This window comes from Stenotrophomonas sp. STEN020, from assembly GCF_056760195.1.
In genome coordinates, this window is the sequence record NZ_JBRREI010000049.1 from 20383 (window position 1) to 34733 (window position 14351).

At 63.7% G+C, this 14351-nt stretch carries 14 protein-coding genes; 12 read left to right on the top strand and 2 right to left on the bottom strand.

The window, feature by feature from the left end:
* Positions 1-72 precede the first annotated feature (72 nt).
* The 3 genes from ACVOLZ_RS17390 to ACVOLZ_RS17400 all read left to right on the top strand — a co-directional run bounded on the left by ACVOLZ_RS17390 (position 73) and on the right by ACVOLZ_RS17400 (position 2766).
* Complete coding sequence (locus tag ACVOLZ_RS17390) at positions 73-870, top strand: TlpA family protein disulfide reductase (protein WP_481517209.1); 798 nt, start codon at positions 73-75, stop codon at positions 868-870.
* Between the two features lie 24 nt (positions 871-894).
* Entirely contained in the window at positions 895-1701 is an 807-nt protein-coding gene (gene dsbG / locus ACVOLZ_RS17395) for a thiol:disulfide interchange protein DsbG (RefSeq protein WP_481517210.1), read from the top strand.
* A gap of 81 nt (positions 1702-1782) precedes the next feature.
* Entirely contained in the window at positions 1783-2766 is a 984-nt protein-coding gene (locus ACVOLZ_RS17400) for a cation diffusion facilitator family transporter (protein ID WP_481517211.1), read from the top strand.
* A 239-nt stretch (positions 2767-3005) separates the two neighbouring features.
* Here ACVOLZ_RS17400 and ACVOLZ_RS17405 read toward each other — a convergent pair whose 3' ends face one another.
* Positions 3006-5069 (bottom strand): 3-hydroxyacyl-CoA dehydrogenase NAD-binding domain-containing protein, encoded by a 2064-nt coding sequence (locus tag ACVOLZ_RS17405; protein ID WP_481517221.1) that lies wholly within the window; start codon positions 5067-5069, stop codon positions 3006-3008.
* A 236-nt stretch (positions 5070-5305) separates the two neighbouring features.
* Here ACVOLZ_RS17405 and rpoE point away from each other — a divergent pair, with 236 nt between their 5' ends.
* The 8 genes from rpoE to era all read left to right on the top strand — a co-directional run bounded on the left by rpoE (position 5306) and on the right by era (position 13300).
* Complete coding sequence (gene rpoE / locus ACVOLZ_RS17410; protein WP_313170618.1) at positions 5306-5926, top strand: RNA polymerase sigma factor RpoE; 621 nt, start codon at positions 5306-5308, stop codon at positions 5924-5926.
* Complete coding sequence (locus ACVOLZ_RS17415) at positions 5923-6819, top strand: sigma-E factor negative regulatory protein (protein ID WP_481517212.1); 897 nt, start codon at positions 5923-5925, stop codon at positions 6817-6819. The genes rpoE and ACVOLZ_RS17415 overlap by 4 nt, the downstream gene beginning before the upstream one ends.
* A gap of 128 nt (positions 6820-6947) precedes the next feature.
* On the top strand, positions 6948-8468 hold the full coding sequence (locus ACVOLZ_RS17420) for a DegQ family serine endoprotease (RefSeq protein WP_481517213.1): 1521 nt from the start codon (positions 6948-6950) through the stop codon (positions 8466-8468).
* Positions 8469-8627: 159 nt separating this feature from the next.
* Positions 8628-10418, top strand: a complete 1791-nt coding sequence (lepA, locus tag ACVOLZ_RS17425) for a translation elongation factor 4 (protein WP_296250907.1) — start codon at positions 8628-8630, stop codon at positions 10416-10418.
* 108 nt (positions 10419-10526) lie between these two features.
* Entirely contained in the window at positions 10527-11330 is an 804-nt protein-coding gene (lepB, locus tag ACVOLZ_RS17430) for a signal peptidase I (protein ID WP_481508334.1), read from the top strand.
* Between the two features lie 29 nt (positions 11331-11359).
* Positions 11360-11734, top strand: a complete 375-nt coding sequence (locus ACVOLZ_RS17435; protein ID WP_481517214.1) for a DUF4845 domain-containing protein — start codon at positions 11360-11362, stop codon at positions 11732-11734.
* Positions 11724-12401 (top strand): ribonuclease III, encoded by a 678-nt coding sequence (gene rnc / locus ACVOLZ_RS17440; RefSeq protein WP_481517215.1) that lies wholly within the window; start codon positions 11724-11726, stop codon positions 12399-12401. Before ACVOLZ_RS17435 ends, rnc begins: the two co-directional genes overlap by 11 nt.
* On the top strand, positions 12398-13300 hold the full coding sequence (era, locus tag ACVOLZ_RS17445) for a GTPase Era (RefSeq protein ID WP_481517216.1): 903 nt from the start codon (positions 12398-12400) through the stop codon (positions 13298-13300). Before rnc ends, era begins: the two co-directional genes overlap by 4 nt.
* Positions 13301-13304: 4 nt before the next feature.
* On the opposite strand, the gene ACVOLZ_RS17450 is transcribed toward era, so the two are convergent.
* Entirely contained in the window at positions 13305-13523 is a 219-nt protein-coding gene (locus tag ACVOLZ_RS17450; RefSeq protein ID WP_481517217.1) for a hypothetical protein, read from the bottom strand.
* A 19-nt stretch (positions 13524-13542) separates the two neighbouring features.
* Between ACVOLZ_RS17450 and recO the strand changes: the two genes are divergently transcribed.
* A complete protein-coding gene (gene recO, locus ACVOLZ_RS17455; protein ID WP_481517218.1) occupies positions 13543-14259 on the top strand; it encodes a DNA repair protein RecO in 717 nt (238 codons plus the stop codon).
* The last annotated feature ends 92 nt before the right edge of the window (positions 14260-14351 follow it).

Consider the following 14351-nt stretch of genomic DNA (forward strand, 5'->3'; position numbering starts at 1 on the left):
GGATTTTGTGTTGATAGTTGAATTCACTGTTTGTTCAAGTTTGCTTGTGTTGAGTCCCGTCGGATTGGCTGAATGATCAGCGCCGGTCCGTTTCCGTTGATGGCAGTGGTTGCACTGTTGGCGCTGGCGATTGGCTGGTGCTTCGCGCGTGCCTTGGCACCGGCTGCCGATGGAATGCGCAGCCGTGCTGGTGCGGTGGTGCTTGATGCGTTTCTGCTGGGCTTGCTGGGCGCACGCTTGGGCCACGTGGCGATGCATGCTGGCGACTATCTGTCGCAGCCGCTGTCCATCATTCGTCTGGGCGATGGCGGTTATTCGATCTGGGCCGGCCTGCTGGTCGCGGCGGCCTATGCAATGTGGAAGGCCCGCCAACGTGTGCTGCGCAAGCCGGTGTTGCTGAGCTTGGCCGCGGGTGCGGCGTTCTGGGCAATCGGCGGTATGGCGCTGTTCGCATTGCAGCGCTCGTCCATTTCGTTGCCGGATGCGGTGTTGGTTGACATGCAGGACAGGCCTGCGCCGCTGGCTGCCTTTGCTGGCAAGCCAACCGTGATCAATTTGTGGGCGACCTGGTGCGGGCCCTGTCGGCGCGAGATGCCGGTGCTGGCACAGGCGCAGCAGGGGCATCCGCAGGTGCAGTTCGTGTTTGCCAATCAAGGCGAAACCCGCGATGAAGTCGCCGACTATCTGCGTGCGGAGAACATGCAGTTGGGCAATGTGCTGCTGGATGCCGAGTCGCGGGTGATGCAGCAGACCGGCGCCCGCGCATTGCCGACAACCCTGTTCTTCGGCGCCGATGGCCGGCTGCGCAATGTGCATATGGGCGAACTTTCACGCGCCACGCTGGAAGCGCGTCTGCGCGAAATGCAATAAACCCTTTACTGAAAGAGACACACGATGATGCGTTCCCGTTCGATGTTGCTGTTGTTGTCCGCCATGACGCTGTCGCCGCTGGCCTGTGCCCAGACCGCCAGTGCCCCTGCTGCTACCGCAGCCAAGCCCGCCGTGGCGAATGAGCCGGCGGTGGTGAAGACCTTGCGCTCGCAGGGCGTGGAATTCATGGGTACGTTCGAAACACCGGTTGGCCTGACTGGCTATGCCGGTGTCGCCGGTCAGCGCCCGCTGGGTGTGTACGTGTCCAAGGATGGTGAGTACGCGGTGGTTGGCACCCTGGTCAACGCCAAGGGCGAAGACGTAAGCGCCGCCAAGCTCAAGGAGCTGGTGTCCGGGCCGATGGGCCAGCAGGCCTGGGCCAAAGTGGAAGCCAGCCATTGGGTGCGTGATGGCAAGGCCGATGCGCCGCGCGTCATCTATTCCTTCAGCGATCCGAACTGCCCGTACTGCAACCGCTTCTGGGAAGCCGCGCAGCCGTGGGTGGCCGCAGGCAAGGTGCAGATCCGGCAGATTCTGGTTGGCGTGATCCGCGAGGACAGCGCCAACAAGGCCGCTGCCATTCTGGGCGCGGCTTCGCCGGAGCAGGCGCTGATCCAGAACGAGCGTGATTTCGCCAAGGGGGGCATCAAGCCGCTGGCGACGGTGCCGGCGGCAGTGCAGACCAAGCTGCGCGCCAATGAAGCACTGATGCTGGATCTGGGCTTCCAGGGCACGCCGGGCATCCTGTTCAAGGATGCAGACGGCACGGTGCAGATGCGCTCGGGCATGCCGCAGGGCGATGACATGCAGACCGTGCTCGGCCCGCGCTGATCGCTGAAGCGGGCGGCGGCGATGTAATAGTCTCCGCCGCCACAGGCTGACTAAGCTGGCCCCGTTATTTAGGAGCCAGCCATGAGCCACGACCACAATCATCTGCCCAGCGAAATCCGCCACGAGAAGCCACTGTGGTGGGCGCTGGGCCTGACCACCGCCTATCTGGTGGTCGAAGTCATTGGCGCGTTCTGGACCAACAGCCTGGCGCTGCTGTCCGATGCTGCACATATGGCCACCGATGCGCTCGGCCTGATGATCGCGCTGACTGCCGTGCGCCTGAGCCGGCGCCCGCCTGATGCCAAGCGCACCTATGGCTATGCACGTCTGGAAGCGCTGGGTGCGGTGGCCAATGGCCTGCTGCTGTTCGGCGTAGGCATCTACATTCTGTTTGAGGCTGTGCAGCGCTTCCAGCAGCCGCAGGAGATTGCTTCCACCGGCATGATGTGGGTGGCCGCATTTGGCCTGGTGGTGAACCTGATCGCCATGCGTCTGCTCAGTGCCGGCAGCGGCGAGAGCCTTAACGTCAAAGGCGCCTACCTGGAAGTTTGGAGCGACATGCTTGGCTCGGTGGCGGTGATCATTGGCGGTCTGATCATTCATTTCACCGGTTGGACCTTGGTTGATCCGATCCTGGCGGTGCTGATCGGCCTGTGGGTGCTGCCACGCACCTGGGTGCTGCTGCGCGATGCGATCAACGTATTGCTGGAGGGCGTGCCCAAGGGCGTGGTGCTGGCCGATATCGAGGCAGCGCTACGCGGGCATGCAGGTGTCGCCGGTATCCATGATCTGCATGTGTGGGCATTGGCATCGAGCACGCCTGCATTGACCGTGCATGTGGTGATGAATGACGGGCAGGCACCGGATGTATTGCGTCGGCAGCTGGCGGATCTGCTGCATGAGCGGTTTGATATCGATCATGTGACCGTGCAGGTGGAAGCCGATCACTGCGGTGATGATTGTGCTGAGAAGAAGGCGGGCGGTGGTGGCGCTGATGAGCATGATCACGAAGGTCATGCGCATGGGGCGGATGATCAAGGTCATCATGGCCATGTGCACCGCTAAACGTCCGCTGGCTTTGCGGCATTGTAGGAGCGGTGTAAGCCGCGAAGCTGGGGCTGCTGAAATCACCGGAATCACGGCAATCTGATTGATCTGTGGCTTCGCGGCTTACGCCGCTCCTACAAAAATCGGGGGCTCGGCATTTTCTGCAAGGCCCCTGCCGAGCATGGCTCGGCACTACAGGTGAAACAAAAAAACGGAGCCTTTTGGCTCCGTTTTTCATTCAATCAACCAGCAAAAACTCAAACCACCGGCTCACGCAGCTCCGGCATGTCCCAGCCCTTGCGCGGCGCAAAGCGATCGCCATGGCGTGCCTGCAAGGTCTTCAGTTTTTCAACCAACACGTCCACACCAGTTGCCCGGATATGCTGGATCGGGCCGCCGCGGAACGGGGCGAAGCCGGTGCCGAAGATCACGCCGGCATCGAGCAGATCGGCATCGGCGACCACACCGTCGTGCAGACAGGCCACCGCTTCATTGAGTAGCGGCAGGATCAAACGGTCTTCCAGGTCCGACGGTGCCTGGTAGTCCTTGGCAACTTCCGGCTTCACTGCGCGGCCGTTCTCCCATTTGTAGATGCCCTGGCCGTCCTTCTTGCCGCGCTTGGTCGGCTCGACGGTCGCCAGTGCGGCCGGGATCTGCAGGCCGAGGAAGGGGGCCAACTCCTTGCCAACTCCAGCGGCCACGTCCAGACCGACTGTGTCCAGCAGTTCGATCGGGCCCATCGGCATGCCGAACTTCACTGCGGCCTTGTCGATCACCGGGCCGGGGATACCTTCAGCGTATGCGGTCGCGGCTTCCAGCATGTACGGGAACAGCACGCGGTTGACGAGGAAGCCTGGGGTGCCTGCCACCGGCACCGGGAACTTGCCCAGTGCCTTGCAGAATGCCGCCAGGCGCTTCTCGGTTTCCGGCGCCATGCCGTCGTGGTGGATGATCTCCACCAAAGGCATCTGCGCGACCGGGTTGAAGTAGTGCAGGCCGGCAAACTGCGCCGGGCGCTGGATGTGGTCACGCAGCTCGACCAGCGGGATCGAGGAGGTGTTGGTGGTCAGCAGCGCATCGGCCTTCATCTTCGGCTCCAGCGTCTGGTACAGCGCACGCTTGGCTTCCGGGTTCTCGATGATGGCCTCGATGACCAGATCGGCCAGGGCCACGCCGTCACCGGCCAGATCGGCCTTCAGTCGTGCGGCCACTTCCGGGCGCTTGCTTTCGTCGCGCACCTTCTTGTCGAACAGCGCCTGCGCGCGGGTCATGGCGGGGTCGATGAAGCGCTGCTCGCGGTCCTGCAGGGTCACGTTGAAGCCCTTGTAGGCCGCCCAAGCCGCGATGTCGCCGCCCATCACGCCGGCACCGACCACGTGTACATGCTTGATGCCCGAATCCTTGCCGCCCAGGCCCTTGAGCCGTTCGGTCAGGAAGAAGATGCGGATCAGGTTGCGCGCGGTCGGGCTGCTGGCCAGCTTGACTACGGCGCGGCGCTCGGCGTCCAGGCGCTTCTGGATCGGGCTGCCGCCGGTGCGCTCCCAGGTGCTGATCAGTGCGTAGGGTGCCGGGTACTGGTCCTTTTTGGCCTTGCGTGCGACCTGCTTGGCCATCTGCGGGGCGAGGATCTTGCGGGCCAGGAAGGTATTGGTGGCCCAGGCAGTGGCGCGCTGCTTGAACGGGCGGGTCACGCCGGTCTGCAGCAATGCGATGGCCGCATCGACCAGCACTGCCGGGGCAGCGACCTTGTCGACCAGGCCAATCGCGCGCGCGGCTGAGGCCGACAGCGTGCGGCCAGTCAGCATCATGTCCATCGCCGCCGGCGCGCCGACCAGCTGTGGCAGGCGTGCACTGCCGCCCCAGCCCGGGAAGATGCCCAGCTGGGTCTCGGGCAGGCCGATGCGGGTGGATTGATCGTTGGAGGCCACGCGGTAGCGGCAGGCCAGCGCCAGCTCGGTGCCACCGCCCAGGCAGTGGCCGTGGATCGCGGCGACGGTCGGGCAGGGCAGTTCGGCCAGCTTCTGGTAGACGCTCTGGCCGCGGCGAATGGCGTCATTGACGGTGCCGCGGCGGTCGAACTCCTGGAATTCCTTCAGGTCGGCGCCAGCAATGAAGCCGGCCGCCTTGGTCGAGCGCACCACCACGCCCTTGGGCGGGTCGATGGCCAGGCGCTCGACGATGTCGCCCAGTTCCAGCAGCACGTCCTGCGACATGGCATTGACCGGGCTGTCCTTGCGGTCGAGGCTGAGCACTGCCACGCCATCCTCGCGCAGCTCGGTTTGCCAATGATTGAAGCGGAGCCCGTCGAAGCCTGAGAGCATGGGACGTTCCATCCGGTTGTGTATGGAGAAGGCCGCTATGATCCAGAGGTTGTTTCCCTGCCGTCAAATCCCAATGTCAGGAAATGTGTTGTGCTTGTCTGGTCAACGCCCCTGCAGGCTAGCCGAACGGGAGTTAAAAGCTGGTGCGGTGCCGCTGGGACAGGGTGCTGAACTTTTGCCGCGAACAGCGGTCTTAATGCCCGACGTCGGTTGGGCTGACAGGAGTGCGGCCCGTTATGGCCGAGGTTGAAACACCGCAGGAGCTGGACCTGGAACTGGTCCGGCGTGTGCAGCGCGGCGAAAGCGCGGCGTTCGATGTGTTGGTACGCAAGTACCAGCATCGGATCATCGCGTTGATCGGGCGCTACATCGCCGACTGGAGTGAATGTCAGGACGTGGCCCAGGACACTTTCGTGCGCGCTTACCGTGCGCTCGGGAATTTCCGTGGCGACGCCCAGTTCTATACCTGGTTGCATCGGATCGCAGTGAATACCGCAAAAAACTACCTGGCAGCACACAACCGGCGCCCCCCCACCGACGACATCGAAATCGGTGACGCCGAGCAGTTCGACAGTGGGGTCCGCTTGCGCGACAACGACACGCCGGAGCGTGAGTTGATGCGCCAGGAACTGGAACAGACCGTGATGAAGGCGGTTGATGCGTTGCCTGAAGAGCTGCGCTCAGCCATTACGTTGCGAGAGGTGGAAGGCATGAGTTACGAGGATATCGCGCAGAAAATGGGATGCCCTATCGGCACGGTGCGGTCGCGGATCTTCCGTGCCCGCGAGGCCATCGATGCACAGCTGCGTCCCTTGCTGGATACCCCCAGCGCTACCCGTGAACGGAGTCGCGTATGAACCCGCAAGACCGTAACCCGGTGTCGGCCGGTGCTGCGCCGGACAAATTTGAACTGCACTACCGCCAGCAGCTGTCGGCGCTGGTGGATGGCGAGCTGGCCGCCGATGAGGCGCGCTTCATGCTGCGCCGCTTGGAACACGACAGTGAGCTTTCGGCCTGCCAGGAGCGCTGGCAGGTATTGGGTGATGTGATGCGTGGCCAGGCCTGCGCACCGGCGCCCTTGGATTTCAGTGCGCGGGTACGGCAGGCGGTGGATGCCGATGCCCGCCAGAACGGCCCGGTGCTTGCCGCGCCCGCGCCGCAACGCGCAGCTCGCACGGGTTGGCGGCGTTGGGGTGGCGGTGCCGCCTTGGCTGCCTCGGTGGCTGCGGTTGCCTTGTTCATGGCCCGCGAGCAGCTGCCGGTAACCAGCACGCCAGCGCCGGTCATTGCGACCACGGCGGAAGTCGCGCCTGCACCGGCGCAGCCTTCGGCGCCGACCGCGGCTGATGCCGGCAATGTCGCCGGTCTGGTGGCTGCTGCTCCTGCGGTTGCTGCTGCAGTGACCCGCCGTCAGGACGCCACCGCCCGGCGCGGCAGTGCGACCCGCACCCAGCAGGCGGCACGCGCCGGTACCGCGCGCATGGCCGAGCCGCAGCGCGCAATTGCTTCCGCGCCGGTACTGCCGGCGACCCCGGCACTGCGCCAGGATCCGTTCACCGCCGGCAATGGCGTGCTGCATGCGCGGCCGTGGCCGCGCTCGACGATAGCGCCGTCGCTGTCGCAGGGGGCGCTTAACGCAAGTTTCCCTGCAAAGGAGCAGGGTGGGGCGACGTTCTACCCGTTTGAACCGCGCATGCCGGCACAAAGTGCCGACGATGCTGAGTCGCGCAGGCTGTTGCCGCGTCAGTGAGTGTTGCTTGCCGGTCGTCCGCCTCTGGGCGACCGGTTCTCCCCGGATTCCAGGTTTGTGCGCTGTTGTTGGGCGTACCGGGCTTGGCTGTTCTTTCCCGCTTTGACTGAATTGGAGGCTCGAAGCTGATGACCCCAAGTATCCAAAACAAGGTGTTTGGCCTGCTGGCGATGACCCTGCCGTTGGTGGCCTGCGCGCAGAGCCCAGCCCCGAATGCACCGGCCGAACAGGTCGCCGCTACCCGTGCCGCGCCTGCGCCGCAGCTGGTGCAGGGCCTGCCTGATTTCACCCAGTTGGTAGACCAGGTTGGACCGGGCGTGGTCAAGGTCGATACAGTGATTGGCGCACGCCGCAATCCGCGCGCTGCCCAGCAGGGCCCGGACATGGACCAGATGCCGGAGTTCTTCCGCCGCTTCTTCGGTCCGGATTTCCAGATGCCGGGGCCGGGCCAGCAAGGGCCGGACAGCGGTCCGCGTGGGCGCAGCATGGGCTCGGGCTTCATCATTTCCAATGACGGCTATGTGCTGACCAATCACCACGTCATCGACGGTGCCGAGTCGGTCAAGATCACCCTGAGTGATCGCCGTGAGTTCACCGCCAAGGTGGTCGGCAGCGATGCCCAGTACGACGTGGCGTTGCTGAAGGTTGAAGGTCGCAACCTGCCGACCGTGCGGGTGGGCGACTCCAATACGCTCAAGCCGGGCCAATGGGTAGTTGCGATCGGCTCGCCGTTTGGCCTGGATCACTCGGTCACCGCCGGCATTGTCAGTGCGCTGGGCCGCAATACCGGTGGCCAGGAGCAGCGCTATGTGCCCTTCATCCAGACCGACGTGGCGATCAACCAGGGCAACTCCGGCGGCCCCTTGCTGAATACGCGCGGTGAGGTGGTGGGCATCAATTCGCAGATCTTCTCCGCCTCCGGCGGCTATATGGGCATCAGCTTCGCGATCCCGATCGATCTGGCGATGAACGCGGTCGAGCAGATCAAGAAGACCGGCAGGGTCAGTCGCGGCCAGTTGGGCGTGATGGTTGGCGAGGTGACCAGCGATATCGCCCAGGGCTTCAAGCTGCCGGACAGCCGTGGCGCACTGGTCAACCAGATGGTGCCCGACAGCGCCGCGGCCAAGGCCGGTATCGAAGTGGGTGACGTGATCCGTGCGGTCAATGGCACCGAGATCAATACCTCCAGCGAGCTGCCGCCGATGATTGGCGCGATGCCGCCGGGCAGCAAGGTGCGGATGAGCATCCTGCGTGACGGCAAGCCGCGTGAGATCACCGTGACCTTGAGCGAGCTGGCCGAGGATGCTGCACGGCCGGGCAACAGCGCCGCGGCTGGCGATGACGCCAAGCCGCAGGCCGGCGCCAATGCCTTGTTGGGCCTGGAGGTGGCCGACCTGACAGCCGCCGAGCGGCGCCAGCTTGGGCTGGAGTCGGGCGAGGGCGTGCGTATCACCGGCGTCAACAGCCAGTCTGGCCGCGAGGCAGGTCTGGCCCCGGGCATGGTGGTGCTGCAGGTCGGGCGTGCCCCGGTGGGCAGTGTCGCCGCCCTGAACCGCGAGCTGGCCGGCTACAAGAAGGGTGATGTGGTCATGCTGCTGGTCCGGGCCGGTGCCAACAGCGCCTTTGTCCCGGTCCGGGCTGGCGAATAAGCCCGCCACGCCTTGTGATTGCAACGGGAGCCGCCTTCGGGCGGCTCCTTTCGTTCAGCTGACGGCCAAACCCTGTGCGGGGCTTGGCTCCGGCATGCGATAATGGCCCGTTATCCTGACGACGCAGCGCCGCCGCCGCCACCTATGTCACATGATTCGATGCGGATGATCCGCAACTTCTCCATCATTGCCCACGTTGACCACGGTAAGTCCACCCTGGCCGACCGCATCATCCAGTTGTGTGGCGGCTTGACCGCGCGCGAAATGGAAGCGCAGGTCCTGGACAACAACCCGATCGAGCGCGAGCGTGGCATCACGATCAAGTCGCAGTCGGTGTCGGTGCCGTATACGGCCCGCAACGGCCAGACCTACTTCCTGAACTTCATCGACACCCCCGGCCACGTCGACTTCTCCTATGAAGTCAGCCGCTCGCTGGCCGCCTGCGAAGGCGCGCTGCTGGTGGTCGATGCGGCCCAGGGCGTGGAAGCGCAGTCGGTTGCCAACTGCTACACGGCCATCGAGCAGGGCCTGGAAGTGGTGCCGGTGCTGAACAAGATCGATCTGCCGACCGCCGACATCGACCGTGCCAAGGCCGAGATCGAGGCGGTGATCGGCATCGATGCCTCCGATGCGGTTGCGGTCAGCGCCAAGACCGGCCTGAACATGGAGGAGGTGCTGGAAGCCATCGTGCACCGCATCCCGCCGCCGGCCGACCGTGGCAGTGACAAGCTGCAGGCGCTGATCATCGACTCCTGGTTCGACAACTACCTGGGCGTGGTCTCGCTGGTGCGTGTGATGCAGGGCCAGATCAAGGCCGGCGACAAGATCCAGGTCATGTCCACCGGCCGCTGGCATCTGGTCGACAAGGTTGGCGTCTTCACCCCCAAGCGCAAGGAAATGCCTGCGCTGCGTGCTGGCGAAGTGGGCTGGATCAATGCCAGCATCAAGGACGTGCACGGTGCGCCGGTCGGCGACACCCTGACCCTGCAGGCCGATCCGGCTTCCGAGCCGCTGCCCGGCTTCCAGGAAATGCAGCCGCGCGTGTTCGCCGGCCTGTTCCCGGTGGATGCCGAGGACTACCCGGACCTGCGCGAAGCCCTCGACAAGCTGCGCCTGAATGATGCCGCGCTGCGCTTCGAGCCGGAAAGCTCCGAGGCGATGGGCTTCGGCTTCCGCTGCGGCTTCCTCGGCATGCTGCACATGGAAATCGTGCAGGAGCGCCTGGAGCGCGAGTACAACCTCGACCTGATCAGCACCGCACCGACGGTGATCTACGAGGTGCTCAAGAGCGACGGGACCATCGTGATGATGGACAACCCGGCCAAGCTGCCGCCGGTCAACCAGGTGGAAGAAATCCGCGAGCCGATCATCCGCGCCAACATCCTCACCCCCGAGGAATACATCGGCAGCATCATCAAGCTGTGCGAAGAGAAGCGTGGCAGCCAGATCGGTATCAACTACATGGGCAGCCAGGTGCAGATCAGCTATGAGCTGCCGATGGCCGAAGTGGTGCTGGACTTCTTCGACAAGCTCAAGTCGGTCAGCCGTGGCTACGCCTCGCTGGAATACCACTTCGTGCGCTTCGAGGCTGGTCCTTTCGTGCGCCTGGACGTACTGATCAACGGTGACAAGGTCGACGCCCTGTCGCTGATCGCCCACCGCAGCCACGCCGATCGCCGTGGTCGCGAGCTGTGCGAGAAGATGAAGGACCTGATTCCCCGGCAGATGTTCGACGTGGCCATCCAGGCCGCGATCGGCGCGCAGATCATCGCCCGCACCACGGTCAAGGCCATGCGCAAGAACGTCCTGGCCAAGTGCTATGGTGGCGACGTTTCGCGTAAGAAGAAGCTGTTGGAGAAGCAGAAGGAAGGCAAGAAGCGCATGAAGCAGGTGGGCCGAGTGGAGATCCCGCAGGAAGCCTTCCTTGCTGTGCTGCAGATGGACAAGTAACAGTGAATCGAGAGTAGGGAATGGAGAATCGTAATGGCAGAGCGGACCCGCTTTGGACTGCGCGATTCCCTGCTCCCCATTCCCCATTCCCATTCCGAAGGAACTTGAATGAAATGGTTTGAAATCATCCTGGTTGTGCTGACCCTGGGCTCGGGCCTGGTGGTGCTGCTGGACAAGCTGTACCTGCGCAAGCGCCGTGCCGAGAAGGCCAGCCTGCTGGACAGCGAAGAGCCGGCGGTGGTGGATTACTCGCGCGCGTTCTTCCCGGTGCTGGCGGTGGTGTTGATCCTGCGCAGCTTCGTGGCCGAGCCGTACAAGATCCCCTCCAGCTCGATGATGCCCAACCTGCTGATCGGCGATTTCATCCTGGTCAACAAGTTCTCCTACGGCTTCCGCCTGCCGATCACCAATACCAAGATCATTCCGGTGGCCGAGCCCAAGCGCGGTGACGTGGTGGTGTTCAAGCCGCCGCATGCGCCGGACCAGAACTGGATCAAGCGCGTGATCGGCCTGCCGGGTGACCGCATCGGCTTCCACGGCGACACCTTGTCGATCAACGGCGTGCCGATGGTCTACGAAGACCGCGGCGAGTACGTTGGCAAGGGCCCGGGTGCGGAAATGACCGGTGCCTCGCTGCTGACCGAGCAGCTGCCGGGCCGCAGCCATACCGTGCTAGAACTGCTGGGTCGGGCCGACCCGCGTGGCCAGGGCGACTGGGTGGTGCCGGAAGGTCAGTACTTCGTGATGGGTGACAATCGCGACAACAGCGAGGACAGTCGCTTCTGGACCCAGACCCACTTCCTGCCGGAAGAGAATCTGCGTGGCAAGGCGTTCCTGATCTGGTTGAACTGTGAAGGCTGGTTCTGCAAGGGTAGTTTCGAACCGTCGCGTATCGGGGCGGGCATTCAGTGAGTGGACAACGCGTTTCTGGGGAGATCGCAATGAAGCACAAACAAGCAGGTATGACGCTGACCTCGTTCCTGATGGTGTTGGCAGTGGTGGGCTTCGGGCTTTACATCGGCATGAAATTGTTCCCGATGTACCAGGAGTTCTACTCGATCAAAGTGGCGATGAAGTCGATGGCCAACGAGTCAACCGGAGAATTCAATCCTTCGACCGCGACCCAGGCTTTTTTCAAACGCATGGATATGAATTACTCCGACACGGTCAAGCGCGACAACATCAAGTTTGAACGCACCGACGGTGGTTGGCGGATGAACGTGGCCTATGAGGTTCGCAAGCCGCTGATCGGCAATCTGGACATCGTAGGCAATTTCACAAATTCCCAGGATTTCACCTCAGGCAGTGCTCAATAAAACGTTCCAACGGGGTGATCTGATCGGTCACTCATTCAAGGATCAGGGTTTGCTGAAGCAGGCCCTGACCCATCGCAGTGCCGGCGCGCCGCATAACGAGCGCCTGGAGTTCCTCGGCGACAGCATCGTCAACATGCTGATCGCCGAAGCGCTTTTCACGCGCTGGCCGAAGGCTGACGAAGGCGCGCTCACGCGTGCCCGCTCGGCCTTGGTTTGCGAGGCTGCGCTGGCGGTGATCGCGCGCACTCTGCAGCTGGGCGAGCGTTTGACGCTGGGCCCGGGTGAGATGAAATCGGGCGGCCATCGCCGCGACTCCATCCTCGCCGATACCTTCGAGGCCGTGGTTGGCGCCATTTACCTGGATGCCGGTTTCGAAGCCTGCCGCGAGCGGATAATGCCGTGGTTCGAGACCTCGCTGTCGGCAGTGCCGGTGGGCAAGCCCGAGAAAGACCCCAAGACACGCCTGCAGGAATGGTTGCAGGCCCGGCAGAAGACCCTGCCGGTATACGAGCTGGTATCGGAGACCGGCGACGACCACGCCAAGCACTTCCATGTGCGCTGTTGCGTGGCTGACCCCGCCGTAAGTACCGAAGGCGAAGGCACTTCGCGACGGCTGGCCGAACAACAGGCGGCAGCCGCCGCAATAGAGCAATTGGATTCCAAGTGAACGACACCTCCTCTCATCGCTGTGGCAGCGTCGCGGTCATTGGCCGCCCCAACGTTGGCAAGTCGACCCTGACCAACGCCCTGGTCGGCGCCAAGGTCAGCATCGTCTCCAACCGTCCGCAGACCACCCGCCACCGTCTGCTCGGTATCGCCACCTACCCGGAAGGCCAGCTGGTGCTGGTTGATACCCCCGGCCTGCATCGCCAGCAGAAGCGCGCGATGAACCGGGTGATGAACCGCGCCGCGCGCGCCTCGCTGGAAGGCGTGGACGTTGGCCTGCTGGTGATCGAAGCTGGTCGCTGGGACGAAGAAGATACCCTGGCCTTCAACGTGCTGCGTGACGCTGGCGTGCCGGTGGTGCTGATCGTCAACAAGGTTGACCGGATGAAGGACAAGGGTGCGCTGCTGCCGTTCCTGCAGGAGATCACCGTCGGTCGCGAATTCGCCGCCGTGCATCCGATCTCGGCGCTCAAGCGCAATGGTCTGGACGCGCTGGTGCGTGATCTTATCGGTTTGGTGCCGGAAGGCCCGCCGATGTTCGGCGAAGACGAAATCACCGACCGCAGCCAGCGCTTCCTCGCCGGCGAGCTGGTCCGCGAGCAGCTGATGCGCCAGCTTGGCGAAGAGCTGCCGTACGCCACCACCGTGGAAATCGAACGCTTCGCCGAAGACGGTGCGCTGCTGCGCATCGGCGCGGTGATCTGGGTCGAGCGCGAAGGCCAGAAAGCCATCGTGATCGGCAAGGGCGGCACCCGCTTGAAGGAAATCGGTGCCAAGGCGCGTCTGCAGATGGAGCGTCTGTTCGGTGCCAAGGTGTTCCTGGAAACCTGGGTGCGCGTGCGTGAAGGCTGGTCCGATGACGAGGCCGCGCTGAAGGCCTTCGGCTACGGCGAACAGTAGCCTTTTAGCCGGGAATCGGGAGTGGGGAATCGGGAATGGAAACTGCCTGGTTCTGCCGCGATTTGCGATTTTCGGCTGTTTTCTGGCCGCGTGACAGGTCAGGTTGTGTGATGAAGACCGATGCTGCGACGACGATAAGTCGCAGCGATAGCCGGCCGCCAGGAAGCCTGACGAAGGCCGGCTGGATCACGCTTGCGGGCTGTTCCAACTCCCGCTTCTCCATTCCCGATTCCCCGCCTTAGATGCGCATCGAAGACCAGCCCGCTTACGTGCTGCATGCCCGGCCTTGGCGCGAGACCAGTCTGCTGGTCGAGGTGCTGAGTCTGGAACATGGCCGCCTGGGTTTGCTCGCACGCGGCGTGCAAGGGCCGAAGAAACAGGCGCTGCGTGCCGCCCTGCAGCCGCTGCAGGCGATTCGCTTTGACGCGCAGCAAACCGGTGAATTGGCGCAGCTGCGCCGCGCCGAAAGTCAGGACGTGGCACCGCGACTGCACGGTCACGCCATGCTGGCCGGCTTCTATATCAACGAACTGGTGATGCGGCTGACGCCGCGGCAGGACCCGTTGCCTGAGTTGTATGTGGCATACGGTGAGTTGCGCGGGCAATTGGATCAGGCGGATATGTTGGCGTGGTCTTTGCGGCGCTTCGAGCGTGATCTGCTTGAGGCATTGGGCTTTGGCTTCGACTGGAGTTGTGGCGCCGACGGTGGGCCCATCGATCCGGCGGCCCGTTACCGACTGGATCCACTGCAGGGCCCGCTGCGCCTGCTCAGTGAGCGCAGTAACGAACGCCGGTCGCTGGCGACAGGCAGCGCGTTGCTGGCGCTGGCCGAAGATCAGATGCCGAACAACAGTGACATCGCCAGCCTGCGCCTGCAGATGCGCGCAGTGCTGTTGCATCACCTTGGCGGTCGCGGGCTCAGATCCTGGGAAATGCTGGGCGAACTGGCCCGTTCGTAACCGTAGTGGGGGGCGCTACCCGAGCCGGGCGGAACCGACGGCCACAGCAGGGTAACAAAACCAGCGACGACACAAAATGATCAAACACAGGC

Bases quoted from the DNA above. Each gene is read 5' to 3' on its own strand.
- ACVOLZ_RS17420 (WP_481517213.1), top strand. From the start codon at position 6,948: ATGACCCCAAGTATCCAAAACAAGGTGTTTGGCCTGCTGGCGATGACC.
- ACVOLZ_RS17415 (WP_481517212.1), top strand. From the start codon at position 5,923: ATGAACCCGCAAGACCGTAACCCGGTGTCGGCCGGTGCTGCGCCGGAC.
- lepA (WP_296250907.1), top strand. From the start codon at position 8,628: ATGCGGATGATCCGCAACTTCTCCATCATTGCCCACGTTGACCACGGT.
- dsbG (WP_481517210.1), top strand. From the start codon at position 895: ATGATGCGTTCCCGTTCGATGTTGCTGTTGTTGTCCGCCATGACGCTG.
- rpoE (WP_313170618.1), top strand. From the start codon at position 5,306: ATGGCCGAGGTTGAAACACCGCAGGAGCTGGACCTGGAACTGGTCCGG.
- ACVOLZ_RS17435 (WP_481517214.1), top strand. From the start codon at position 11,360: ATGAAGCACAAACAAGCAGGTATGACGCTGACCTCGTTCCTGATGGTG.
- ACVOLZ_RS17400 (WP_481517211.1), top strand. From the start codon at position 1,783: ATGAGCCACGACCACAATCATCTGCCCAGCGAAATCCGCCACGAGAAG.
- ACVOLZ_RS17450 (WP_481517217.1), bottom strand. From the start codon at position 13,523: ATGGAGAAGCGGGAGTTGGAACAGCCCGCAAGCGTGATCCAGCCGGCC.
- ACVOLZ_RS17390 (WP_481517209.1), top strand. From the start codon at position 73: ATGATCAGCGCCGGTCCGTTTCCGTTGATGGCAGTGGTTGCACTGTTG.
- ACVOLZ_RS17405 (WP_481517221.1), bottom strand. From the start codon at position 5,069: ATGCTCTCAGGCTTCGACGGGCTCCGCTTCAATCATTGGCAAACCGAG.
- lepB (WP_481508334.1), top strand. From the start codon at position 10,527: ATGAAATGGTTTGAAATCATCCTGGTTGTGCTGACCCTGGGCTCGGGC.
- recO (WP_481517218.1), top strand. From the start codon at position 13,543: ATGCGCATCGAAGACCAGCCCGCTTACGTGCTGCATGCCCGGCCTTGG.